The sequence below is a fragment of the Mesorhizobium sp. DCY119 genome, from assembly GCF_003590645.1.
GTDB lineage: Bacteria > Pseudomonadota > Alphaproteobacteria > Rhizobiales > Rhizobiaceae > Mesorhizobium_M.
Genome location: NZ_CP031834.1, coordinates 3,648,969 through 3,672,674, shown reverse-complemented (window position 1 = coordinate 3,672,674; position 23,706 = coordinate 3,648,969). Strand labels below are relative to the sequence as shown.

At 61.4% G+C, this 23,706-nt stretch carries 20 protein-coding genes; 9 read left to right on the top strand and 11 right to left on the bottom strand.

Annotated features, from left to right (window positions below; translation table 11 throughout):
* Positions 1-51 precede the first annotated feature (51 nt).
* From betA to betI, 4 genes are read right to left on the bottom strand one after another with little or no spacing between them, the layout of a single operon-like run.
* Positions 52-1,704 (bottom strand): choline dehydrogenase, encoded by a 1,653-nt coding sequence (gene betA / locus DZG07_RS17885; RefSeq protein ID WP_119819232.1) that lies wholly within the window; start codon positions 1,702-1,704, stop codon positions 52-54.
* Positions 1,697-2,701, bottom strand: a complete 1,005-nt coding sequence (locus DZG07_RS17880) for a threonine/serine dehydratase (protein WP_162931645.1) — start codon at positions 2,699-2,701, stop codon at positions 1,697-1,699. The genes betA and DZG07_RS17880 overlap by 8 nt, the downstream gene beginning before the upstream one ends.
* Positions 2,698-4,224 carry a choline-sulfatase gene (gene betC / locus DZG07_RS17875; RefSeq protein ID WP_119819230.1) on the bottom strand — a complete coding sequence of 509 codons (1,527 nt, stop codon included), beginning with the start codon at positions 4,222-4,224 and terminating at the stop codon, positions 2,698-2,700. The genes DZG07_RS17880 and betC overlap by 4 nt, the downstream gene beginning before the upstream one ends.
* Positions 4,221-4,814, bottom strand: a complete 594-nt coding sequence (gene betI / locus DZG07_RS17870) for a transcriptional regulator BetI (RefSeq protein ID WP_119819227.1) — start codon at positions 4,812-4,814, stop codon at positions 4,221-4,223. Before betI ends, betC begins: the two co-directional genes overlap by 4 nt.
* A 185-nt stretch (positions 4,815-4,999) precedes the next feature.
* Between betI and DZG07_RS17865 the strand changes: the two genes are divergently transcribed.
* Both DZG07_RS17865 and DZG07_RS17860 read left to right on the top strand, forming a co-directional pair.
* Positions 5,000-6,166 carry an acetyl-CoA acetyltransferase gene (locus DZG07_RS17865; protein ID WP_119821852.1) on the top strand — a complete coding sequence of 389 codons (1,167 nt, stop codon included), beginning with the start codon at positions 5,000-5,002 and terminating at the stop codon, positions 6,164-6,166.
* A complete protein-coding gene (locus DZG07_RS17860) occupies positions 6,163-6,906 on the top strand; it encodes an SDR family oxidoreductase (RefSeq protein WP_119819224.1) in 744 nt (247 codons plus the stop codon). Before DZG07_RS17865 ends, DZG07_RS17860 begins: the two co-directional genes overlap by 4 nt.
* Positions 6,907-7,003: 97 nt before the next feature.
* On the opposite strand, the gene DZG07_RS17855 is transcribed toward DZG07_RS17860, so the two are convergent.
* Positions 7,004-7,792 (bottom strand): DUF3750 domain-containing protein, encoded by a 789-nt coding sequence (locus DZG07_RS17855; protein WP_119819222.1) that lies wholly within the window; start codon positions 7,790-7,792, stop codon positions 7,004-7,006.
* A 78-nt stretch (positions 7,793-7,870) separates the two neighbouring features.
* On the opposite strand from DZG07_RS17855, the gene DZG07_RS17850 reads away from it, so the two are divergent.
* The gene (locus DZG07_RS17850; protein ID WP_091913851.1) at positions 7,871-8,875 is read left to right on the top strand and encodes an asparaginase; all 1,005 of its coding nucleotides are present in this window, start codon (positions 7,871-7,873) and stop codon (positions 8,873-8,875) included.
* Between the two features lie 11 nt (positions 8,876-8,886).
* Here the strand turns inward: DZG07_RS17850 and DZG07_RS17845 are convergent, their stop codons facing one another.
* A complete protein-coding gene (locus DZG07_RS17845) occupies positions 8,887-10,266 on the bottom strand; it encodes a TIGR03808 family TAT-translocated repetitive protein (protein WP_091913852.1) in 1,380 nt (459 codons plus the stop codon).
* Positions 10,267-10,377: 111 nt separating this feature from the next.
* On the opposite strand from DZG07_RS17845, the gene greA reads away from it, so the two are divergent.
* A complete protein-coding gene (greA, locus tag DZG07_RS17840) occupies positions 10,378-10,851 on the top strand; it encodes a transcription elongation factor GreA (protein WP_091914072.1) in 474 nt (157 codons plus the stop codon).
* A gap of 85 nt (positions 10,852-10,936) precedes the next feature.
* Here the strand turns inward: greA and scpA are convergent, their stop codons facing one another.
* Both scpA and DZG07_RS17830 read right to left on the bottom strand, forming a co-directional pair.
* Complete coding sequence (scpA, locus tag DZG07_RS17835) at positions 10,937-13,057, bottom strand: methylmalonyl-CoA mutase (protein ID WP_119819219.1); 2,121 nt, start codon at positions 13,055-13,057, stop codon at positions 10,937-10,939.
* Positions 13,054-14,496, bottom strand: coding sequence for a methylmalonyl-CoA mutase subunit beta (locus tag DZG07_RS17830; protein ID WP_119819216.1), 1,443 nt, complete (start codon positions 14,494-14,496; stop codon positions 13,054-13,056). The genes scpA and DZG07_RS17830 overlap by 4 nt, the downstream gene beginning before the upstream one ends.
* Before the next feature lie 245 nt (positions 14,497-14,741).
* On the opposite strand from DZG07_RS17830, the gene DZG07_RS17825 reads away from it, so the two are divergent.
* Positions 14,742-16,274 carry a helicase HerA-like C-terminal domain-containing protein gene (locus DZG07_RS17825; protein WP_119821850.1) on the top strand — a complete coding sequence of 511 codons (1,533 nt, stop codon included), beginning with the start codon at positions 14,742-14,744 and terminating at the stop codon, positions 16,272-16,274.
* A 59-nt stretch (positions 16,275-16,333) separates the two neighbouring features.
* Here the strand turns inward: DZG07_RS17825 and DZG07_RS17820 are convergent, their stop codons facing one another.
* On the bottom strand, positions 16,334-17,071 hold the full coding sequence (locus DZG07_RS17820; protein ID WP_119819213.1) for a L,D-transpeptidase: 738 nt from the start codon (positions 17,069-17,071) through the stop codon (positions 16,334-16,336).
* A 197-nt stretch (positions 17,072-17,268) separates the two neighbouring features.
* Positions 17,269-17,931, bottom strand: coding sequence for a haloacid dehalogenase type II (locus DZG07_RS17815; RefSeq protein WP_091913856.1), 663 nt, complete (start codon positions 17,929-17,931; stop codon positions 17,269-17,271).
* 150 nt (positions 17,932-18,081) lie between these two features.
* Between DZG07_RS17815 and DZG07_RS17810 the strand changes: the two genes are divergently transcribed.
* The 4 genes from DZG07_RS17810 to DZG07_RS17795 all read left to right on the top strand — a co-directional run bounded on the left by DZG07_RS17810 (position 18,082) and on the right by DZG07_RS17795 (position 21,313).
* On the top strand, positions 18,082-18,960 hold the full coding sequence (locus tag DZG07_RS17810; RefSeq protein ID WP_119819211.1) for a branched-chain amino acid aminotransferase: 879 nt from the start codon (positions 18,082-18,084) through the stop codon (positions 18,958-18,960).
* Positions 18,961-19,128: 168 nt separating this feature from the next.
* The gene (locus DZG07_RS17805; RefSeq protein WP_091913858.1) at positions 19,129-19,725 is read left to right on the top strand and encodes a superoxide dismutase; all 597 of its coding nucleotides are present in this window, start codon (positions 19,129-19,131) and stop codon (positions 19,723-19,725) included.
* Positions 19,726-19,914: 189 nt separating this feature from the next.
* Positions 19,915-20,355: a cytochrome c gene (locus DZG07_RS17800; RefSeq protein ID WP_091913859.1), complete on the top strand. Its 441-nt coding sequence runs from the start codon at positions 19,915-19,917 to the stop codon at positions 20,353-20,355.
* A gap of 10 nt (positions 20,356-20,365) precedes the next feature.
* Positions 20,366-21,313, top strand: a complete 948-nt coding sequence (locus DZG07_RS17795; RefSeq protein WP_119819208.1) for a cytochrome c — start codon at positions 20,366-20,368, stop codon at positions 21,311-21,313.
* Between the two features lie 26 nt (positions 21,314-21,339).
* On the opposite strand, the gene DZG07_RS17790 is transcribed toward DZG07_RS17795, so the two are convergent.
* Positions 21,340-23,454: a S9 family peptidase gene (locus tag DZG07_RS17790; RefSeq protein WP_119819205.1), complete on the bottom strand. Its 2,115-nt coding sequence runs from the start codon at positions 23,452-23,454 to the stop codon at positions 21,340-21,342.
* Positions 23,455-23,706 lie beyond the last annotated feature (252 nt).

Below are 23,706 nucleotides of genomic sequence, written 5' to 3'. Positions count from 1 at the left end.
CCGGATTCTTTATCAGCATGGCCGGTCAAGGCGCATCATGCAATCTATGGCTCAGCGGTCGGAAATCTGCCAGCGCGGGTTGATCCATGGCTCCTGGTTGGACGGAGCAAGCGGGGTGCGGCCAAGGATGTGATCGGCAGCCTTTTCGCCGGTCATGATCGAGGGGCCGTTGAGATTGCCGTTGGTGACGCGCGGGAAGATCGAGGAGTCCGCCACACGCAGGCCCTCGACGCCGATGACGCGGCATTCCGGATCGACCACGCTGCGCGGGTCGTCTGCGCGGCCCATGCGGCAGCTGCCGCAGGGGTGGTAGGCGCTTTCGGCGTGCTCGCGGATGAAGTCGTCAAGCTGCGCGTCGGTCTGGACGTGGCTGCCCGGCGAGATTTCCTTGCCGCGATAGGGATCGAAGGCGGCCTGGCCGAAGATCTCTCGCGTAAGGCGGATGCAGTGACGGAAGTCTTCCCAGTCATCCGGGTGGGACATGTAGTTGAAACGGATTTCGGGCGTGGCCCATGGATCGCTGGAGCGCAGCGTGATCGCGCCACGCGACTTCGAGCGCATCGGCCCGACATGGGCCTGGAAGCCATGCGATTTTGCCGCCGACTTACCGTCATAGCTGATGGCGCCGGGCAGGAAATGATACTGGATGTCGGGATAGTCGACGCCCGCTTTCGAGCGCACGAAGGCGGCCGCCTCGAAGTGATTGGTGGCGCCGAGACCGGTCTTGAAGAACAGCCACTCCGCGCCGATTATCGCCTTGGAAAAGGGATTGAGCACGGAATAGAGCGTGATCGGCTGGGTCGATTCCTGCTGGATATAGAGCTCCATATGGTCCTGGAGGTTCTGGCCGACACCGGGGCGATCCGCGACCACCTCGATGCCGTGTTGCCTGAGATGCGCGGCCGGCCCGATGCCCGACAGCATCAGTAGCTTGGGCGAATTGATCGAGGACGCGGCAATGATCACTTCGCGTCTTGCTTTAACCACCTGAATCTTTTTGCGAGCTTCGATCTCGACGCCGACGGCGCGTTGATTCTCTATGACGATCTTTCGCGCGAAGCCGTTGATCAGTTTGACGTTTTTGCGCTTGAGGGCAGGGCGCAGATAGGCATTCGCAGCCGACCAGCGCCGGCCGCCGAAGATGGTCTGCTCCATGGCCCCAAAGCCCTCCTGCTTCGAGCCGTTATAGTCGTCGGTCAGCTCGAAACCGGCCTGATGCCCGGCTTCGACAAAGGCGGAATAGAGCGGGTTCTTGCGCGGGCCGCGCTGGATGTTGAGAGGCCCGCTCGTGCCGCGCCAGCCGTCCTCGCCGCCATGCGAAGTTTCCATGCGCTTGAAGTAGGGCAGGACATCGGCATAGCTCCAGCCGTTCGCACCTTCCTCGGCCCAGTGGTCGAAATCATGGGCGTGGCCACGTACATAGACCATGCCGTTGATGGAGGAGGAACCGCCCATGACCTTGCCGCGCGGCGTCGCCAGTATGCGGCCGTTGAGATGCGGTTCCGGCTCGCTGGAAAAGCCCCAGTCGTAGCGGCTCATATTCATCGGGATCGACAGCGCCGATGGCATCTGGATGAACGGCCCGAAATCAGTGCCGCCATATTCGATGACGATGACCGAGTGCTTGCCGTCCTCCGACAGGCGGTAGGCCATGGCCGAGCCGGCCGAACCGGAGCCGACGATGACGAAATCTGCTTCAAGCATCTGCGGTGTGCTTCATGAAATCGTTGAAGGAAACATTGCCGCCGGTGGCGACAACAAGAACGGTCTTGCCGGCTACATCGACGCCGCCGTGAAGCAGGGCGGCGAGCGAGGCAGCACCCGAGGGCTCGAGCACCAGCTTCAGCCGCTCGAAAGCGGTCTTCATGGCGCGGCGCACCGAAGCATCGTTGACGGTAATGCCGCGCATGCCGGCCTGGCTCATCGCCGCGAAGGGAGCCTCGCCCGGCTTGCGCGCCATCAACCCGTCGCAGATGGATTTTCCGCCGAGCGGCATGGTTTCGATCGTGCCATGGTCGATCGACGTGCCCATGCCGTTGAAGCCTTCAGGCTCCACGCCATAGATGGCGGTCTTCGGCGACAGATAGTGGAAGGCAAGTGCCACGCCGCCGATAAGCCCGCCGCCGCCGATGGAGCAGAACAACAGGTCGGCGCTGACGCCCTTGGCCGCAAGCTGCTCCAGCGCTTCGAGCCCGGTACCAGCCTGACCAGCGACGATTTCCGGATCGTCGAAGGGATGCAGCAAGGTGAGATTTTCCTCCCCGGCGATCTGCCGGGCGCGTTCGGCGGCGACCTCTTCGCGGGCGCGGTCGCCATGGTCGGTCAGCACCACCTTGGCGCCATAGCCGGCGGTCGCATCACGCTTTGCTGCCGGTGCATCGATCGGCATGACGATGGTCACCGGAATGCCGAGGGCCTGACCGGCCGCTGCCAGCCCTTGGGCGAAATTGCCGGAGGAATAGGCGACCACGCCGCGCTTGGCTTCTTCCTGCGAAAGCTGCTTTAGCCGCCAATACGCGCCGCGCACCTTGAAGGAGCCGGCCCATTGCAGTGATTCCGGCTTGACGAAGACGCGCGCGGCACCCGTCTGTTCGGCGAGAAAGCGCGATTCCAGAAGTGGCGTGATCTGCGTCGCCTGCGAGGTGACGGCATAGGCCTTTTTCAGATGGTCTAGCGTCGGAACAAATACCTTCGTCATCATTCGCCTCTCGGGAAACGCTTCTGGTCTTCCAGAATGTCCAGGTTCATGTGGTTGCGCATGTAGCGCTCGGACGCCTTTTGCAGCGGCTGGAATTCCCACGGGTAGTAGGAACCGTTGCGCAGCGCCGGGTAGATCACCCAGCGCCTTGCCTGGCTCTGGCGAACGGCGGCGTCGAAGGCAGCCATGTCCCAGCGCGCCCGGACTTTTTCCATGAAGGCAGCGACCGGTTCCGTATAAGCCGGATCGGCGGCGAGGTTGGTCAACTCCAGCGGATCCGATTCAAGATCAAACAGTTGCGGCGGGTCGATCTCGCAATGGATGAATTTGTAGCCTCCCTCGCGGATCGCTACCATCGGCGCGTAGGAGCCTTCGGCGGCGTATTCCATGAGAACCGGCGCGGTTCGGGTTTCGCCATGCGTCAGCGGCAGCAGCGACTCGCCGTCGGTCCATGGCATGATCGCGCTCATGTCGATGCCGACGAGATCGCACAGCGTCGGGCAGATATCGAGATTGGAGACGGGTGCATTGAACAGGCCGGGGGTGATACCCTTGCCGGCAATCATCAGCGGCACGCGGGCCGCGCCTTCGAAGAAGCACATCTTGAACCACAGGCCGCGCTCGCCGAGCATGTCGCCATGGTCGGAGCAGAAGACGATGATGGTGTCGTCCAGCATGCGCGTGCGCTCGAGCACGGAGATGAGTTCGCCGACCTTATCGTCGAGATATGAAATGTTGGCGAAATAGCCTTGGCGCGAGCGACGCACCTGCTCCGCCGTTATGTCGAAGCTGTCGTAGTCGCTGGCGAGATAGAGCCGTTGCGAGTGGGCGTCCTGCTCGTTCCTCGGGATGAAACCGACTTCAGGCTCGAGCGCGGGGCAGTTTTCGTAAAGATCCCAATACTTCCGCCGCGCGACATAGGGGTCATGCGGGTGGGTGAACGAAGCGGTCAGGCACCAGGGGCGACGGTCGGTGTCGTCCGAAGTGCGGGCGTGATCATAGAGCTTCTGGGTCGCGTGGAAGGCGACCTCGTCGTCATATTCCATCTGGTTGGTGATCTCGGCGACGCCCGCACCGGTGACGGAACCGAGATTGTGATACCACCAGTCGATGCGTTCGCCCGGCTTGCGGTAGTCCGGCGTCCAGCCGAAATCGGCGGGGTAGATGTCGGTCGTCAGGCGCCCCTCGAAGCCGTGCATCTGGTCCGGCCCGACGAAATGCATCTTGCCCGACAGGCAGGTGTGATAGCCGGCGGCGCGCAGATGATGGGCATAGGTGGGGATCGAAGAGACGAATTCGGCGGCGTTGTCGTAGACTTCGGTGCGCGACGGCAACTGACCGCTCATGAACGAAGCGCGGCCCGGCGCGCAGAGCGGCGAGGCGGTGTAGTTGTTGCGGAAGCGGGCCGAGCGCGCGGCCAGCGCCTTCAGGTGCGGCGCGTGGAGAAAGTCGGCCGGGCCATCCGGAAACAGCGTTCCGTTCAACTGGTCGACCATGATGATGAGGATGTTGGGCCGACCGGTCATGAAGCCTTCTTGTGCTGGAGAAGTTTCGTTTCGAGATAGTCTTCGACGAGGGCGACAGCACTTGCGGCGTTGGGCGTGCCGTCCTTGAGTGCCCGGCGAATGTAGAGGCCGTCGATCAGAGCGGCGATTGATTCTGCGACGTGCCCCGCTTCATTTCGCGCCATCAGCCCGGACAGGCCACTCATCAGGTTGGAATGCAGCCGCCGCGCGTAGATGCGCAGCAGGCGGCGCAGCGCGGGCGCCTTCTGCGCCTCGACATAGAAGGCGAGCCAGGCAGCGATGATTTCGGGCTGGAACTGCTTGTCGGAGAAATTGACCGCGATGATCGCCAGAACGCGTTCCCTGGCGTCCCGAGCATGCCGCAATGCGGTGCGCGCATCCGCGTTCAGTTCGGATAGGATGTGCCGCATCGTCGCCTGAAGAAGCTCGTCCTTGGCGCCGAAATAATGATGCGCCAGCGCGGATGATACGCCGGCGCGGCCGGCAATTTCCGACATGGTGACGTCTAGCGAACCGCGCTCGCCGATCGCCGAGATCGTCGCGTCGATCAGCGCCTTGCGGCGCAGCGGTTCCATTCCGAGTTTGGGCACTTGAGATACTCCTGACGGGACATTATTTTTTATTGACTGATCAATCAATATAAAATCCGCAGGCAGGATCGACCGCGCGACGACGCTTTACCGCAGTGCAAAATAAGTTCATACTTGAACAGAAATCTGCCCGTTGGATTCAAACCGCAAATGTCGCAACATGCGACCTGCTGATGGAGGAATTTATGACTGCATGCATCGTGGGCTGGGCTCACTCGCAATTCGGCAAGCTTGCGGACGAGACCGTCGAGAGCCTGATCGTCAAGGTAACGAATGATGCACTCGACCATGCCGGCATCGGGCCGGATGATGTCGACGAGATCGTTCTCGGGCATTTCAATGCCGGCTTCTCGCCGCAGGATTTCACCGCCAGCCTCGTACTGCAGGCTGACGATCGGTTCCGCTTCAAGCCCGCAACGCGCGTCGAGAATGCCTGCGCGACCGGCTCGGCCGCAGTGCGCCAGGGCATCCGGGCGCTGGAGGCCAAGGCTGCCCGCGTCGTGCTCGTCGTCGGCGTCGAGCAGATGACCACCACTCCAGGACCGCAGGTCCAGCAGAACCTGATCCGCGCCTCCTACATGAAGGAAGAGGCTGACATCCCGGCGGGGTTTGCCGGCCAGTTCGGCAAGATCGCGGCTGCCTACTTCCAGCGTCACGGCGACCAGTCGGACGCGCTGGCCTACATCGCCGCAAAGAACCACCGGAACGGCGTCGACAATCCCTATGCGCATATGCGCAAGGATTTCGGCTACGAGTTCTGCCGCACAGAGAGCGATAAGAATCCATTCGTGGCCGGCCCGCTGAAGCGCACGGACTGCTCTCTCGTTTCGGACGGCGCCGCCGCGATCGTGCTGACCGACGCGACGACGGCGCTTTCGATGCGCCGCGCCGTTGCTTTCCGCGCGAACGAGCACGTGCAGGACTTCCTGCCGATGTCGAAGCGCGACATCCTGCTGTTCGAGGGCTGCGAGGAAGCCTGGGCGCGCGCGCTGAAGAATGCCGGTGTCACGCTGGACGATCTGTCCTTCGTCGAGACGCATGACTGCTTCACCATCGCCGAACTGATCGAATATGAGGCCATGGGCCTGGCCAAGCGCGGCGAGGGCGGCAAAGTCGCTCTCGAAGGCCAGACGCAGAAGGACGGCCGACTGCCGGTCAACCCATCAGGCGGGTTGAAGGCGAAAGGCCATCCGATCGGCGCGACGGGCGTTTCGATGCATGTGCTGACCGCGATGCAGTTGACTGGCGAGGCCGGCGGCATCCAGATCCCCAACGCCAAGCTGGGCGGCATCTTCAACATGGGTGGTGCCGCGGTGGCGAATTACGTCTCCATCCTGGACCGCATCAGATGAAGCATTCGGCCGTCGTCACCGGAGGCGCGTCGGGCATCGGAACAGCGATCGCCCGCCGTCTTCTGGACGACGGCTGGCCGGTTGCGATCATCGATGCCGACGAGCAGGCGCTGCTGACGGCGGAGGATCTGTTCGTCGACGAAAACGCCATCTTCCTTCAGGCCGACATCACCGATGAGGAAGAAATTGCGAATGCATTCGACGAGGTTGTCGATCGGCTCGGGCTGATCGGCGGCCTCGTCAATTCGGCCGGCATTTCCCGCGATGTCTCGGCCGAGGACACCAGCGCCGAATTGCTGCGGGAACTGCTCGACGTCAATCTGGTCGGCGCTTTCATCGCGGCGAAGGCATCGCTGGAACGCATGGGCGCGACGCTCTCCATCGTCAACATCGCCTCGGTTTCCGGCATGCGCGCCAATCGCGGGCATCTCGCCTATGGCGCTTCAAAGGCCGGCCTGAAAATGATGTCGGAAGTGCTGGCGCTGGAATTCGGCAATCGCGGCGTGCGGGTCAATTGCGTCGCACCGGGGCCGATGGAGGCTGCCGTGGTTTCGGGCCGGCATTCGGTCGAGGAGCGGCGGCTGTGGATCGGCCATGTGCCGCAAGCCCGCTATGGCGAACCGGAAGAGATAGCGGCAGCGGTCGCCTTCCTGCTTTCCCCCGAGGCCAGTTTCGTCAACGGCCACACACTGGCTGTGGATGGCGGGTTTCTTTCTGCAGGTGTCCACGGCGAGAGCTAGATTGTCTCCAGCATATGCTGGATTCAATGAAAGTCCTGTATAAACAAATAGATGGACCACTAATCCGATTCAGAACATGACGCTGTTCGGAAGAAGTCTATTCTATCAGCACGGAATGTGTTCCGCTGGCGATCCGGGTTTCCGTGCGCCAGAGATCGAGCCGGCCATAGGCGGGTATGAGAAGTGCTGGCCGCGCAAAATCCATTCCCGCTACCAGACCCAGGAACTGGAGTTCGATGCCGCTCTCGGCTCCTGCGGCAATGCCCAACAGCCCGCCGAGCGTGGCCTTGAAATCATGGCGTTGCCGGTCCCAGCCGAAAGAGGCCGCACCCGGCGCATAATCGCGGCCGACCGCGTTGGAAGGCATGCGGGCTCCCATCTGGGGCACAGATCGAATGACATGCGCGACGAAGCTGTTGGAGTTCGGTCCGGGCCAGATGTGATAGTCGCCTGCTTTCGAATAGGGATAATCCGCAATCGCTGTATCGATGCCGGCAAGAACCGCCTCCGCACTTGCGCCGTGAAGCTGGTGCACGATCTCAGGCGCGTTGGAATACCAGTAGGCGTCGGCTGGATAGGCATTCTTCCGGATGGGACTGCCCCAGCCGACCTTGTCATAGCGTTCGTATTCGGTGGCTCCCGGCCGTTTGACCACGATCCAGCAATGGAGGGAGAATGCGCCTTTCATGCCGCCGGTGCGTGCCGCCATTATGTAGACGGCTGCCTTGTCGTCGGCGCTTGCGGGCTGTAGCAGGCCGGAGCTTCCCCATGTTGCCTCCCGCCATGTGGAGGGTCGATCCTGCAAGCTCCACCAGGCCGCAGTCGCCAGTGTCGGCAAGATGAAGACGATCCCGATGAAAAGGAACAACCGGGCGGCAAATCTCATCTAGCGAAAACCTTTGCGTTGAAGCGGCGAACCGAATAGGTGCGTTGCCAACAAGACCAGTTCAATTTCGGTGAAATCATGACAGATCCGGTTCTCGTCGAAGTCCTGCGTGGTGATATCGTTGAAAGCGTGCATCGCGGATCGGTCGCGATCTTCGATGCCGACGGCAAGGCGGTTCTGGAGATCGGCGATACCTCGCAGGCCGTCTTTCCGCGGTCTGCCGTCAAGGCGATCCAGGCGCTGCCGCTCATCGAGACCGGGGCTGCGGATGCTTACGGCCTTAGTGACAAGGAATTGGCGCTGGCCTGCGCTTCGCACAATGGCGAGACGGAGCATGTCGAACTGGCTCGGGCCATGCTGGTAAAAGCCGGTCTGGACGAGGGGGCGCTGGAGTGCGGCGCGCATTGGCCGTCCTATCAGAATGCCACGACCGCACTGGCAAGAGCCGGCGGTTCGCCGGGCGCCCTTCACAACAATTGCTCGGGAAAGCACGCCGGTTTCATCTGCGCCTGCTGCCATGCCGGCATCGAACATCATGGCTATGTGAAGGCCGGGCATGCCTACCAGGAAATGGTGCGCGAGGCGATGGAGGGCGTGACCGGCGCAGCGCACAATGCCGACAATCGCGGCACCGACGGCTGCTCGATCCCGACCTATGCGGTGCCACTCAGGAACATCGCGCATGGCTTTGCCAGGATGGCGACGGGAGTAGGACTTGCGCCTGCGCGCGCGACGGCGGCCAAGCGCCTGTTTGCAGCCTGCATGGCCGAGCCCTTCTATGTAGCCGGCTCCGAGCGGTCGGACACCAAACTCATGGAAACTGCGCCGGGGCGCATCTTCGTCAAGATTGGCGCGGAAGGCGTTTTTTGCGCCGCAGTGCCCGAACTCGGCCTCGGCATCGCGCTGAAATGCGACGATGGCGCCGGGCGCGCGGCGGAAGTGATGGTTGCGGCGGTTCTGGCGAAGCTTCTGGCAAAGGACGAGGCGCTGGCGGAAAAGCTTAGCACGCTTGCCAATCCGACGCTCGTCAACTGGAACGGCATTACCGTCGGCAGCCTGCGTCCGGCAGCGGCTCTGGCGTAACGGTTCGCTGTTCAGCTTGCGTGATTGCGCTCGATGGTCAGATGCGCGAAGCCGCCATTGCCGCCTGAAGCGAGATCACCTGTGGCGGCGTCGAGCCAGCGATGACCGACGATTGCGCCATTCTTTGCGCCGTCGATGATGTTGTCGGTAATGACCGCCGAGCCGGCACCTTCCACAACGGTTACCGCAATTCCCGTGCCGGCGTTGCGGACGACATTGCCGGTGGCAGTGACATTGCGCAAATATGGCCCCCAGCCGATATTGATGCCGAAGGACGGTGCGTTTTCCACCACATTGCCGGTGACCGCAGTGTCGGCCTCGATGCCGATGCCTATGCCAAAGCCGGCTGCATCAGGCGGGTAGGGGCCTTGCTTCGACATGTTTCGGACGATGTTGTTGGAACAGACGCCGAGGCGTCCGCCTTCGTTGAAATTGACGATCGAGATGCCGTTGGCTGCGCCATCGACAATGTTGCCGGTGATGACAGCGCCCTCGAAGGAGAATTCGGAATAGATCGCGGTTTCGCCAAGCCGTGAGCATGTGTTGCCGGCGATCTGGACATTGTTTGCGCTGTTGGCGCGGATGGCGGAAAAGGCGCAATCCGAAACCATGTTGTTGGCGATCATCACATTGCCGGCGCGGAAGGCATTGATTCCGTTGCCATATTGGCCGGTACCGCCATTGCGCGCGGCAATCCGCTCGACGCGGTTGCCGGTGACAATGGTGCCGTCTTCGGCCGGCTGCCAGCGATGGACGAGAATGCCGCCATTGCCGCAGTCGGTGACCGTGTTGTTGGCGATCTGCATGCGCCCGGCTTCGACGGAATAAATGCCGGCGTCAGCTGCACCTGAAATGGTCGATCGTTCGATGCGGCCGGATGCTGCTTCCAGCGAAATACCGTTCTTGCCGCTGGCGATGATCTGGCAATTGTCGATGGAAAGCTGGCTGATGCGGCGCAGATCGACGAGACCTTGCGTGTAGTCGCCAAGCCATTTGTTGGCGCCATCCAGCACGAGGCCGGATAGGTCGATGATCTCTGCATCTTCGGCAGCGAACAGATGACCGCCGCCGCCATAGATGATGCGCGTGGCGCCCGGCACGCCGGTAAGGCGGACGCGTCGCGGCAAAGCAAGATTTGAAACGACATAGGTACCCGGAGGGAGGAAGACCGGCATGTCGCGATCGGCGGCGCTCTGTAGCATTTTGAAAAATGCGTTGCTCTGGTCCTCGAATGCGCCGGGCCGAACACCAAGCTCGGTCGCATCGATCGAGCCGCGCATGGACGCGAGTTCGACGCCGGCGATGCTTGCCGCCGTGGCACTGAGCGGCACGGTCAGTCCGCCAACGGCAAAGCCGGCTGTGCCGGCAAGAAAGCGGCGTCTGTTCAGCATTGGCACAGCTTCCATTTCATCCGATCGTCGCAGCATGAACCATGCCAATAGCACCTTATACGGCCAAGGGATTGCTTGTCGGATGTCAAGCCAGCGCTTAAGCTCGCTTTCATGAGCAGAGCTTTCACACGCGAGGATGACAACGAAGCCATCGCCGACATTGGCGAGCGGCCGATCAGTTCTCACCGCAATCTCGTGACAGAACACGGCCTTGCGCTTATCGAGGCAGAGCTTGCCGAATTGCGCGAGGAACTCGGCAAGGCGGAGCGGCAGGCCGACCGCGAACGGCTTGCGCTGGTTTCGCGAGACCTGCGCTACTGGACGGCACGGCGCGAAAGCGCGGAACTTTCAGTGCCGGAGCCTGACAGCGATGTGGTGCGCTTCGGCATGGGCGTGACGCTGGAAGGCGACGACGGCAAGAAAGTGCACTGGAAGATCGTCGGCGAGGACGAAGCGGACCCGGCAAAGGGCACCATCTCGCATGTCTCACCGATGGCCGTTGCGCTGTTCGGGAAATCCGTCGGCGACATCGCCACGGTCAACGGCAAGGAATGGGAGATCGTGAAACTGAGCATCGGCGGCTGAAGCGCAGCTTCAGAATCCTAGCTTGATCGTGTGATCTTGGAGGCTTTGGCAAGGCACCACTATACACTTGTGCCTTGCAGCGTCCTTATGAAAGCAGCCCATCCAACAACCGTTCCGCCGCTTCCGGGATGACCGTCCCGGGCGGGAAGATTTCGGTGGCGCCGGCTTTCAGCACCGCATCATAGTCCTGCGGCGGGATGACGCCGCCGGCGACGATCAGGATATCTTCGCGGCCATGTTTCTTCAGCGCGTCGCGCAGTTCGGGAACAAGCGTGAGATGGCCGGCGGCGAGCGACGAGGCGCCGACGATGTGGACATCGCGGTCGACGGCGAGCTTGGCGATCTCCTCCGGTGTCTGGAACATCGCGCCCACGGTGACGTCGAAGCCAAGGTCGGCAAAGGCGGTTGCAATCACCTTCTGGCCGCGGTCATGCCCGTCCTGTCCCATTTTGGCGACGAGAATGCGCGGCTTGGAGCCGGTCTTCTTCTCGAAAGCCTCGACCTTTTCCTGAACGCGATCGACAGTCGGGTTTTCGCCGATCTCTGAACGGTAGACGCCGGAGATCGTCTGTACGGTGGCGACATGGCGGCCGAAGGCTTTTTCGAGCGCAAGCGAGATTTCGCCCACTGTGGCTCTGGCGCGTGCCGCCCGGATGGCGAATTCGAGCAGGTTTTCGTTGCCGGTCGCTGCCTTGGTCAATGCGTCGAGCGCGCTTTCGACGGCGGCAACATCGCGCGTACCCTTCAGCTGCTGCAGCTTGGAAAGCTGGCGCGCGCGCACTTCCGCGTTGTCGATCTTGAGGACATCGACCTCGATGTCCGTCTCGGGCTGGAACGCGTTGACGCCGACAAGCACCTGCTGACCGGAATCGATCCTTGCCTGGGTACGGGCGGCGGCTTCCTCGATGCGCAGCTTGGGAATGCCTTTTTCGGTAGCAGCGGCCATGCCGCCGAGCGCCTCGACCTCTTCGATGTGCGAAAGAGCCCGCGCCGCGAGATCATGCGTCAGCCGCTCGACATAGGCTGAACCACCCCACGGGTCGATGATACGGGTGGTGCCGGATTCCTTTTGCAGGATGAGCTGCGTGTTGCGGGCGATGCGCGCCGAATGGTCGGTCGGCAGCGCCAGCGCTTCATCGAAGGAATTGGTGTGAAGCGACTGCGTATGTCCCTGCGTCGCGGCCATCGCCTCGATCATGGTGCGCATGATGTTGTTGTAGGGGTCCTGCGCCGTCAGCGACCAGCCGGAGGTCTGGCAATGGGTGCGCAGCGACAGCGAGCGCTGGTCCTTCGGTGAAAAGTTCTTCTGCATCAGGCCGGCCCAGAGCAGGCGTGCGGCCCGCATCTTGGCGACTTCCATGAAGAAGTTCATCCCGATCGCCCAGAAGAACGACAGGCGCGGAGCGAATTTGTCGATGTCGAGACCTGCGGCCACGCCGGCGCGGGCATATTCGATGCCGTCGGCGATGGTGTAGGCTAGCTCGAGGTCGGCGGTCGCGCCGGCTTCCTGCATATGATAGCCGGAAATCGAGATCGAGTTGAACTTCGGCATATGATGCGAAGTGTAGGAAAAGATGTCGGAAATGATCCGCATCGAAGGCTTCGGCGGGTAAATGTAGGTGTTGCGCACCATGAACTCTTTCAGAATGTCATTCTGAATGGTTCCGGCCAAATCCTTCTGCGCAACGCCCTGTTCTTCGGCGGCCACGATATAGAGCGCCATGATCGGCAGAACCGCGCCGTTCATGGTCATCGACACGGTCATCTGGTCGAGGGGAATGCCGTCGAACAGCTGGCGCATGTCGAGGATGGAATCGATCGCGACGCCGGCCATGCCGACATCGCCGGCAACGCGCGGATGATCGCTGTCATAGCCGCGATGAGTGGCAAGGTCGAAAGCCACCGAAAGGCCCTTCTGGCCCGCCGCCAGATTGCGCCGATAGAAGGCGTTGGATTCTTCCGCCGTCGAGAAGCCGGCGTACTGGCGGATCGTCCAGGGCTGCTGGACATACATGGTCGGGTAGGGCCCGCGAATGTAGGGCGCGCTGCCGGGATAGCCGTCGAGGTGCGGCAAGCCGGCGAGATCTTCGGGACCGTAGCGGCGCTTGATGGGAATGCCTTCCGGCGTCTGCCAGATTTTCGCATCCGCACCAGACTTGCCGGACGGCGGCTCGGACCAGGCTAGCTTTGAAAAATCGGGTATCATGATGCGGCTCCGATCAATTCGTCGAGCCTTTCAGCAGGCAATGCTTCACAAAACACCGTGCCGTCCGTCGGCGCCGGGTGACGGTCTGCCTTGATGGTTTCGACGGGGCGTTCGGACTTCACGGGGAAGACGGTGGTACCGACGATTGCCCGCTTTCCGGCTTTGTATTCGGCAATCCGCTTGTTGCGCGCCTCGATGACACGGCCCTGGATAAGCCCGTTGGCGAGGCTCCTGAGTATGCCGCCCTCAGCCTCGATGGCCTGAAACTCCTGCCAGGCTGCCTCGCACAATGCCGCGGTCAGCGCCTCGACGCCGCCGGAACCGGATGCCGGGTCGCCGACGAAGCCGATGTGGCTTTCACCCGCCATGATGAGTTGGGTGTTGCGTGCAATGCGTCGCGCAAAGCCTTCCGGCAAGCCGTGGGTGATGGTGTGGGGCAGGATGGCGACTGAGTCCGCGCCACCGGCAACTGCCGCAAAGCTGGCCAATGTGGTGCGCAGGATGTTGGTCTCCGGGTCTTTCACGGTCATCATCCGGTAGGACGTTTCGGCGTGAATGGCCGCCTGTGAGGGCGCAATCGAGCAGGCCTGCTGGACCCGCGCCCAGAGTTTTCGCAATGCCCTGATCTTGGCCATCGACAGGAACTGATCCTGATCGACGCTGAGCGAGAAGCCGATATGCGGGGCAGCGTAGAGCAAAGCCTGACGTGCCTCTTCGAACAGGCGAAGGTGAGCCACGGCGGAAGCCAGCATGACGCCGAGTTCCTGCGCTTCCGTCGCACCCGCATTGTGCAGCACGCGGCCGTCTGCCTCCAGAAGCACGCCCGGAACGCCAAGCGCGAAGAAATGCGCCAGCGATTGCGGCATGGATGCCTGGAGCGCCTCGATCGACATGCGCAGCCGCCCGGTGCCGGCAAAGATCGCTGCCGGATCGATGCCGAAGGAGAGATTGAGCTTTGCCGGATCGGCGCGTCGCTTGGTCAGGATCGCAACCAGCCAGTCGGCCATGGCCCGGCTTGAAGGATGCACGTCGATCCGCAGATAGGTGCGGTTGAGCACCACGCCTTCCAGAACCGCATCGAGCGCTTCGGCGGTTCCCGGCAGGCCGTATCCGAATGCATTCGGCGCGCCGTCGAATACCAGCGAAAGCCCGGTCGCGCCCTGGTTTATCTCTTCCAGTGCCTGCCGGTTCGCTCGCTTGGGGTCCGGATCGTCGATGCGCTGCGTAATGATCCATGGCGCTTCCGCGTTCTGGCGCGACAGGAACTCCGCGCTTTGCGCACGCTCGTAGAGCGGGTCGATGCGGATTCCGTCGTCTGTGTGCGAAACAAGCGTCTCTTCGAACGAAGCGCCGGAAAGCGCTTTTTGCGCCAGCGCTGTCCAACGCTCGCGGTCCGCCGGTTGGAATTCGACATCACTGAAAATCGCTCGGGCGTCCATACGTGTTCCCTGTTCTCCCGACCTTATCCGAGCAGAGCCCGAACATTATGGCCACCGGCGTTGTGTCGCAATGCAAACACACGCACAACGGCTTTTCCGATTGCCAAACCACAACGCCGACTGCAACCCTCAATCGGCCAATTTGCGCGATTGCCATTGTGACGCTGCAACCGCGCCACTATACATTTCTGGATTCCTGGCTTCTCGCGCCGGGCGTCGACTTGGTTTTTGGAGAGCTGGAAAATATGGCGCAGCAAGACAGCATTTTCATCGGGGCCAGCCGTAAGCCTGATGACAGCTATCAAAGACCTGAAAGTCTGCTCCTGAAATATGGAAACCGGCACGGCCTGATCACTGGCGCGACGGGCACGGGCAAGACGGTCACGCTTCAGATTCTCGCCGAAGGCTTTTCCAACGCCGGCGTTCCTGTCTTCTGCGCCGACATCAAGGGTGATCTGTCTGGTATTGCAGCGGTTGGCGAGCCGAAGGATTTTCTGCTCAAGCGCGCCGAAGCGATCAAGCTCGAGCCTTACGAGTTCCGTGAAACGCCGGTTATCTTCTGGGATCTGTTCGGCGAGCAGGGCCATCCGATCCGCGCCACTGTCACGGAAATGGGGCCGCTGCTGCTGTCGCGGCTGATGAACCTTACCAATGCGCAGGAAGGCGTTCTCAACATCGCTTTTAAGATCGCCGACGAGGAGGGGCTTCTGCTCCTCGACATGAAGGACCTGCAGTCGATGCTGGCCCACATGGCCACACGCTCGGAAGAGCTTTCGGCGCGCTACGGCAACGTCAACAAGACCTCGGTCGGTGCGATCCAGCGCTCGCTGCTCGTTCTGGAACAGCAGGGCGGCAAGAATTTCTTCGGCGAGCCGGCGCTGCGGATTCCCGACATCATGCGCACGACACCGGACGGGCGTGGCGCGGTGAATGTTCTGGCAGCCGACAAGCTGATGACGAACCCGCGGCTTTATTCCACCTTCCTGCTCTGGCTGCTTTCCGAACTCTTCGAGGAACTGCCGGAAGTCGGCGACCCGGAAAAGCCGCGTCTCGTCTTCTTCTTCGATGAGGCGCATCTGCTTTTCAACGAAGCTCCGAAGGCACTGCTCGACCGCGTCGAGCAGGTCGTTCGGCTTATCCGTTCCAAGGGCGTGGGCGTGTATTTCGTCACGCAGAACCCGCTGGACGTACCGGAAACGGTGCTCGCCCAGCTTGGCAACCGCATTCAGCATGCGCTGCGCGCCTATACGCCGCGCGAAACGAATGCGGTGAAGGTCGCGGCCGACACGTTCCGGCCCAACCCGGATTTCAAGACGTTCGAAGCGATAACCAATCTCAGCACCGGCGAGGCGCTGGTTTCGACGCTCGAAGACAAGGGCGTTCCTTCAATGGTCCAACGGACGTTGATCCGCCCGCCGTCGTCGCGCATCGGCCCGCTGACGCCGGAAGAACGCCGCAAGGTGATCAATGCCAGCCCGGTGACGGGTCAGTACGACCAGATGGTCGATCGCGAATCGGCCTACGAAATTCTGTTGGCTCGGGCCAAGCAGGGACAGACCGCGCCTCAGGGCGAAACCCAAGCCAGCGGCGGTGGCTGGACATTGCCGGATTTCGGCGGTGGCGGTTCAAAACAACCCACGGGACGCCGTACCGCACAGCCGCGCGCTTCCGGCCGCCAGACGGTCGCGGAAGCGGCGATCAAATCAGTTGTGCGGTCAGTGGGCTCCTCGCTCGGACGCGCGCTGGTGCGCGGGATTCTCGGAAGCCTGAAGCGGTGATCTAAAACAAAAGGACCGGTCAAGGCCGGTCCTTTGAACTGAGTCTCGGTTCGGAGCGGTCAGGCGACGCCGCCGAGACCGCCGGTAACCAGGATCGGGGTCTTGTTCGGGACGCGATCGTAGAGATCGATGATATCCTGGTTCATCAGGCGCACGCAGCCGGACGAAACAGACTTGCCGATCGAGCTCCATTCCGGCGAGCCGTGCAGGCGATAAAGCGTGTCCTGATTGTTCTGGAAGATATAGAGCGCGCGCGCACCGAGCGGGTTCATCAGGCCCGGCTGCATGCCGCCATTGGCAGCACTATACTTGGCGAGTTCCGGCTGCCGTCCGATCATCTCGTCCGGCGGCGTCCACGTCGGCCACTTGCGCTTCCACTGTATGACGGCGCGGCCGGACCATTCGAAGCCGGCGCGGCCAAGGCCAACGCCGTAGCGCATGGCTTCGCCGCCTTCGCGGACCAGATAGAGGAAGTGATTCGACGTATCGACGACGATCGTGCCCGGGCGCTCGCCCGTCGGGTCCTGCACGACCTGCCGCAGGAACCGCTTGTTCATCTTTTTCAAGGGGATGGCGGGTATTTCGAAACCCTCGTCAGTGACGGGGCCGTACATCATCGCGTAGTCGCCGAAAGACGAATCGACGCTGAGCTGCGGAGCCTCGGGCGGCGGTCCGTCGACATAGGCGCCGCGCGAGACGGTGCTGCATGCGGAAACGGCGATGGAAGCAGCACCTACGGCTGCCGCCCCTAGAAAGCCGCGGCGATTTAAGCGAATGGAGGAGAGTGTGTCAGTCATGATGCCCTTTTAAATCCCGGCGCTGAAAAGGATAGTTAACAGCGTCGCAAAATTCCGTGAACGCTCCGCGAGCGGAACGCTTTCCATCCCCCAAAGTTCGAGCGCGATAAGCGGTTTCGATTCTGGCCTGACGGTGAAGAAAAAAGGGCGAAGATGTGACGGCAGCGCCATGTGGCATATCGGCCACGGCGGGGCCGTCAGTCTCCGGTCAACAGCCCTTTGAGCGATGGCAGGATAAGGGCTGGGGCAAGGTCGCGATATTCGTCGGGCTGGTTGGTTCGGTTGATCCACACTGTGCGAAAACCGAACTTGGCAGCACCCGCAATGTCCCAGCGATTCGACGACTGGAAGGAAACGGCATCCGGGTAAAGACGCCAGCCTGTGGTGACGAGATCATAGACCGAAGGGTCGGTCTTGAACCGGCGCACGGTGTCGACGGAGAAGATGTCGTCCAGCACCTGATCTAGCGCCGCCGATTTCACGGCTGCTTCCAGCATCGCCGGTGAGCCGTTGGACAGTATGGCAAGCCGCGCACCGTCGGCCTTCAAAGCCTTCAGGACGGCTGGAACCTCCGGATAGCAATCGAGCCGCCAATAGGCGTCAAGAAGATCTTGCCTGAGTTTCTTGTCGGCAGAGGGCACCTTGAGAAAGGCAAAGTCGAGCGACTGTTCGGTCAGCTGCCAGAAATCGAGATATGCCCCCATCAGCGTCCGCGTCCACGAATATTCCAGCTGTTTCGCGCGCCAGATTTCCGAAAATAACTGGCCGTCGGGGCCGATCTTATCGGCATGACGGCGTACGGCAGCATGCACGTCGAACAGAGTGCCATAGGCGTCGAAGACATAGGCGTGGTGGCGCATCGATGCTCTCATTCTCCAATGCCGCGATAACGCAGCGAGTCACCTTAAGGTGCGGGTCGGCTGGCATCAACTTTTCCCCGTCTGCGGTGGTTGACGGAGGCGAGCAAAGCGTCTTCGATGCCGCTCACTCCTAAAGAAGGCGGATAATTCATGTCACTTTCAGCTGCCGCACAGAGCAAGACCTGGACCTATGTCGACGGTGACTGGCATGAGGGCAACGTTGCGATTCTCGGGCCCCGCAGCCATGCGATGTGGCTTGGAAGCAGTGTTTTCGACGGCGGGCGCTGGTTCGAAGGCGTTTCGCCAGATCTCGACCTGCATTCGCAACGGGTCAATTCTTCCGCGATCTCGCTGGGGCTGAAGCCGTCGAAGAGCCAGGACGAGATCGTCGGCCTGACACAGGACGGCCTGAAGAAATTCGACGGCAAGACCGCCGTCTACATCCGCCCGATGTATTGGGCCGAGCATGGCGGCTACATGGGCGTGCCGGCCGACCCTGCTTCGACCCGGTTCTGCCTCTGTCTCTACGAATCGCCGATGATCCCGCCGGAAGGATTTTCGCTCACCGTATCGCCCTTCCGCAGGCCGACGATCGAGACGATGCCGACCAACGCCAAAGCGGGTTGCCTCTATCCGAACAATGGCCGCGCCATTCTCGAGGCCAAGATGCGCGGTTTCGACAATGCGCTTGTACTCGACATGCTTGGCAATGTCGCCGAAACCGGTTCGTCGAACGTCTTCCTGGTCAAGGATGGCCATGTCTTCACGCCGGCGGCCAATGGAACGTTCCTGTCAGGTATCACGCGCGCCCGCACCATCTCACTGCTGGCCGAATATGGCTTCCGCACCACCGAAAAGGCATTGTCGGTGCGCGATTTCCTCCAGGCCGACGAGATATTCTCGACGGGGAACCACTCCAAGGTCGTACCGGTCACCCGGATCGAGGATCGCGATCTGCAGCCGGGACCGGTAGCCAAAAAGGCGCGCGAGCTTTACTGGGAGTGGGCGCATTCGACGCCTGCCAAGTGAGCATATTTTTCCGATGGAACCGGCTTCCGTGAAGAAAACAGGCTGACACTTTCGGGCGCGATGATCTAGAAGGAACCGCACACCAGTTCAGGGGTTGTTCGAAAACAATTCCACCATATGTCTGTCCGGCAAGAGATTGCCGGAAATTGCCAACGAAGGAGTACGACCATGGCTTTTGAATTGCCCGCATTGCCCTACGACTATGAGGCTCTCCAGCCCTTCATGTCCAAGGAGACGCTGGAATATCACCACGACAAGCATCACAAGACCTATGTCGACAACGGCAACAAGCTTGCCGCTGAAGCCGGCATGGAAAACCTGTCGGTCGAGGAAGTCGTCAAGCAGTCGTTCGGCAAGAATGCCGGCCTCTTCAACAACGCAGCCCAGCACTACAACCACCTCCATTTCTGGAATTGGATGAAGAAGGGCGGCGGCGGCACCAAGCTGCCCGGCGCGCTGCAGAAGGCAGTCGACAGCGACCTTGGCGGCTACGACAAGTTCAAGGCCGATTTCATCGCTGCCGGCACGACGCAGTTCGGTTCCGGCTGGGCGTGGCTCTCCGTCAAGGACGGAAAGCTGGCCATCTCCAAGACGCCGAACGGCGAAAACCCGCTCGTGCACGGCGCAACGCCGATCCTCGGCGTCGACGTCTGGGAGCATTCCTATTACATCGACTATCGCAACGCCCGCCCGAAATATCTCGAAGCGTTCGTCGACAGCCTCATCAACTGGGACTACGTGCTCGAATTGTACGAGAAGGCATAAGCCTTAGAGACCGCACTCAGAGTTTCGAAAAACCCCGGCTTGTCCGGGGTTTTTCTTTATGTTTGCCCGCTTCATGCAATCCCGCGGTCACGGCAAGATCACGCAAGCGTGAAGAGCATGGCGGGATGTTTTCGTCCACCTTGCGCGTTGAAAATCCCAGGCAGCCAGTTTGCAACCGGAGGACTATTGATGAAGAAGCTTATCCTCGCCGTCTCGGCGCTCGCGCTCGCATGTTCGGCGGCTCTTGCCGATCCGATCGCCGACCGCCAGGCCCTCATGAAGGCAAACGGCAAGGCTGTCGGAAGCATCGCGCCAATCATGAAGGGCGAAAAGCCGTTCGACGCAGCACTGGTGCTGGAAGCGCTGAAGACGCTGAGCGACGACGCCCAGAAGATCGATGTCGCCGCCATGTTCCCGAAGGGAAGCGAAACGGGCGAAAAGACGACGGTTTCTCCGAAAATCTGGGAAGACACTGCAGGTTTCCAGGCTGCGGTCGACAAGTTCAAGGCTGACACGGCTGCAGCCGTTGCTGCGCCTCCGACCGATCTCGATTCCTTCAAGACCACATTCGGCAAGGTGACCTCCAATTGCGGCACCTGCCACGAAACCTTCCGCATCAAGAAGAGCTAATCGCCTTCGGATGGGTATCGTCGGAAAGCTGGCCGTCGGAGCCGTTCTCCTTTGCGGCGTCGGCGCGGTGGCTTTCTGGATCCTGACTGAGCCGGTGCGCCTCGATGCGGCTGAAGCGGCGGCTCTCGGATCGGGCGATCCTGTGAAGGGCGAGCGGATTTTTTGGGCAGGGGGCTGCACCTCCTGCCACGCCCGTCCCAAGGCCGAAGGCGATGCCAAGCTCGAACTCGTCGGCGGCGTCGAACTGAAAACGCAGTTCGGCACTTTCGTTGCGCCGAACATCTCGCAGGACACGACGGACGGCATCGGCGCGTGGTCCGCCGAGGATTTCGCCAATGCCGTGCTGAAAGGCGTTTCGCCCTCCGGCGAGCATTTCTATCCGGCATTTCCCTACGCTTCCTATGCGCGGATGAAGACCTCGGATGTCGCCGACCTCTATGCGTTCATGAAGACGCTACCGGCGGTTGCCGGAAAGGCACCGGGTCATTCGCTGAGCTTCCCCTTCAACATCCGCCGCGGGCTCGGCCTCTGGAAGCAGCTCTATGTGAGCCCTGAGCCTGTGGTTGCGCTTAACGACAGCGCGACCGAAGCGCAGGTTGCCGGGCGCTATCTTGTCGAAGGTCCGGGACATTGCGGCGAATGCCATACCCCGCGCGATCTCATCGGCGGAACCGAGAAGAGCCAATGGCTGGCGGGTGCGGCCGCTGCGGAGGGGAATGGCATCGTGCCCAATCTCACGTCGGGCGAGGGCGGTATTACATGGTCGGAGAGTGAAATCGCGGACTATCTCGAAACCGGCTTCACGCCGGATTTCGATTCTGCCGGCGGCACCATGGCTGAGGTCCAGCGCAACATGGCGAAGCTGACCAAGGAAGATCGCGCGGCGATCGCCGCCTATCTGAAAGCGATCCCGCCGCATCCGAACGGCTACCCGCCGCGCCAGCAGCCGGCGAACTGATCTGCTCGCCGGCTGGATTTTGAGGCTTACGCCGGTTCGGCTTTTGCCTTGCCGGTTACTTTCAGCGCGAAGGCATAGTTGTAGGCGATCTCTTCCAGTCGCGAGAAACGACCAGACGCACCCGCGTGGCCGGCATCCATGTTGATCTTGAACAGGACCGGGTTGGCGTCCTTTTTGAGCTTGCGCAGGCGCGCTGCCCATTTCGCCGGCTCCCAATAGGTGACGCGCGGATCGGTGAGGCCGGCCACCGCCAGGATCGGCGGGTAAGAAAGAGCGCCGACATTGTCATAGGGCGAGTAGGCGGCAATGGTCTTGTAGTCGGCTTCCGACGTGATCGGATTGCCCCATTCCGGCCATTCGGGCGGGGTTAGCGGCAGTGTATCGTCGAGCATGGTGGTGAGGACGTCGACGAAGGGCACCTCGGCGATGATGCCGCCGAAGGCATCGGGCGCCATATTGGCGATCGCGCCCATCAGCATGCCGCCGGCGGAACCGCCCTGGGCGACGATGCGGTCGTGGCTGGTGTAGCGCTCTGCAACCAGGTGATGAGCGGCAGCGATGAAGTCGAGGAAGGTGTTGGTCTTCTTCTCGCGCTTGCCGTCGTCATACCAGGCGTAGCCCTTGTCCTTGCCGCCGCGGATATGGGCGATGGCATAGACGAAACCGCGATCGGCCAGCGACAGGCAGTTGGTGTTGAAGGACGCAGGAATGGCGATGCCGTAGGAGCCGTAGCCGTAGAGCAGGCAAGGCGCCGAACCGTCGAGCGGCGTGTCGCGGTGATAGATAAGCGAGATTGGGACGAGCTCGCCATCATGCGCCGGCGCCATCAGCCGGCGGGTGACATAGTCTTCGGGATTGTGGCCGGAGGGAACTTCCTGCGTCTTCAAAAGAACCCGCTCGCGCGTGCGCAGATTGTAGTCGAAGAGTTGGGTCGGCGTCGTCATCGACGAATAGGAGAAGCGGATGACATCGGTGTCATATTCATAGGAGCCGCCGAGGCCGAGCGAGAAGGCTTCCTCCTCGAAGGAGATCATATGCTCCTCGCCGGTCTTGCGGTCATGCACGACGATCCGCGGCAAGCCTTCCTTCCGCTCCAGGCGAACCATGAAATCCTGATAACCGAGGACCGACAGGATGAGGCGGCCGGGCTCGTGGGGCACCAGTTCCTTCCAGTTAGCGCGGCCGGGGGCGGTTACCGGCGCGGTCATGATCTTGAAATCCTTGGCGCCGTCGGCATTGGTCAAGATGAAGAAGATGTCGCCGCCTTCCTCGAGATCGTATTGCAGGCCGGTCTCGCGCGCCGCCACCAGCTGCGGCTCGGCATGCGGGTCGGCCATGCTGAGGAGCCGGTATTCCGACGTTTCGTGGTCGTTGATGCCGATGAAAATCCAGTCGTTGCGGCGCGAGCCGCCGACATTCATGAAGAAGCCGGGGTCGGTCTCTTCAAAGACAAGGCGATCATTGGCCGGATCGTCGCCGAGGGCGTGGAAGAAGATTTTCGACGGACGATGATTCTGATCGAGGCGCGTGTAGAAGAACCCATCGTCCGATGCATTCCAAACGCCCGAGCCGCCGGTATCGGTGACCTGGTCGGAAATGTCCTTGCCGTCCGACAATTCACGGACGTGGAGCGTGAAGAACTCTGACCCCTTGTCATCGTATGCCCAGAGCAGGCGCTTGTGGTCGGACGAATGGTCGACACCGCCGATGCGGAAATAGGGCTTGCCTTCGGCTTCAGCGTCGCCGTCGAGGATGATCTCCTCGGCGCCGCCGTCACGCGGCGTGCGGAAATAGCGCGGCTGCTCGCCGCCGATCTTGAAGGATGAACCATAGGCAAACGGCCCGTCCTTCATCGGCACCGAGGAGTCGTCTTCCTTGATGCGGCCCTTCATTTCCTGGAACAGGCGCTTCTGGAGTTCAACCGTGTCTTCCATCAAAGCCGACTGATAGGCGTTCTCGGCATTGAGATGATCGCGGATTGCCGGATCGAGAGTGGACGGCTCGCGAAACACCTCCTGCCAGTTTTCGGCGCGCAGCCAGGCGAATTCGTCGGTTCGGGTCACGCCATGGCGCGTGTCCGTCACCGGTCGCTCTTCGGTCTGCGGTGCCTCGATTTTCGGAAATATGCTGGAGTTGGTCATTGCGTCTCGCTTTGATGGGATTCTCAGGTAGGACTGAACACGGCGAACAGGCTGCGTTCAAGAGCCAGAAGAAAGGCCTTTTTAGATTTGCGTACGTCCTGCGATAGGTAGACATGAAGAAGCCGACCTTCAAACAATGATCGCGGGGATGACGGCGGACTTTTGCCGGGAAAGACTTGCCCGGACGCTGCCTCCCGTCTATTCCACTGTCATTCAAAAATCTGCACTGGCATATCGAGGTCGCCCGCGCCG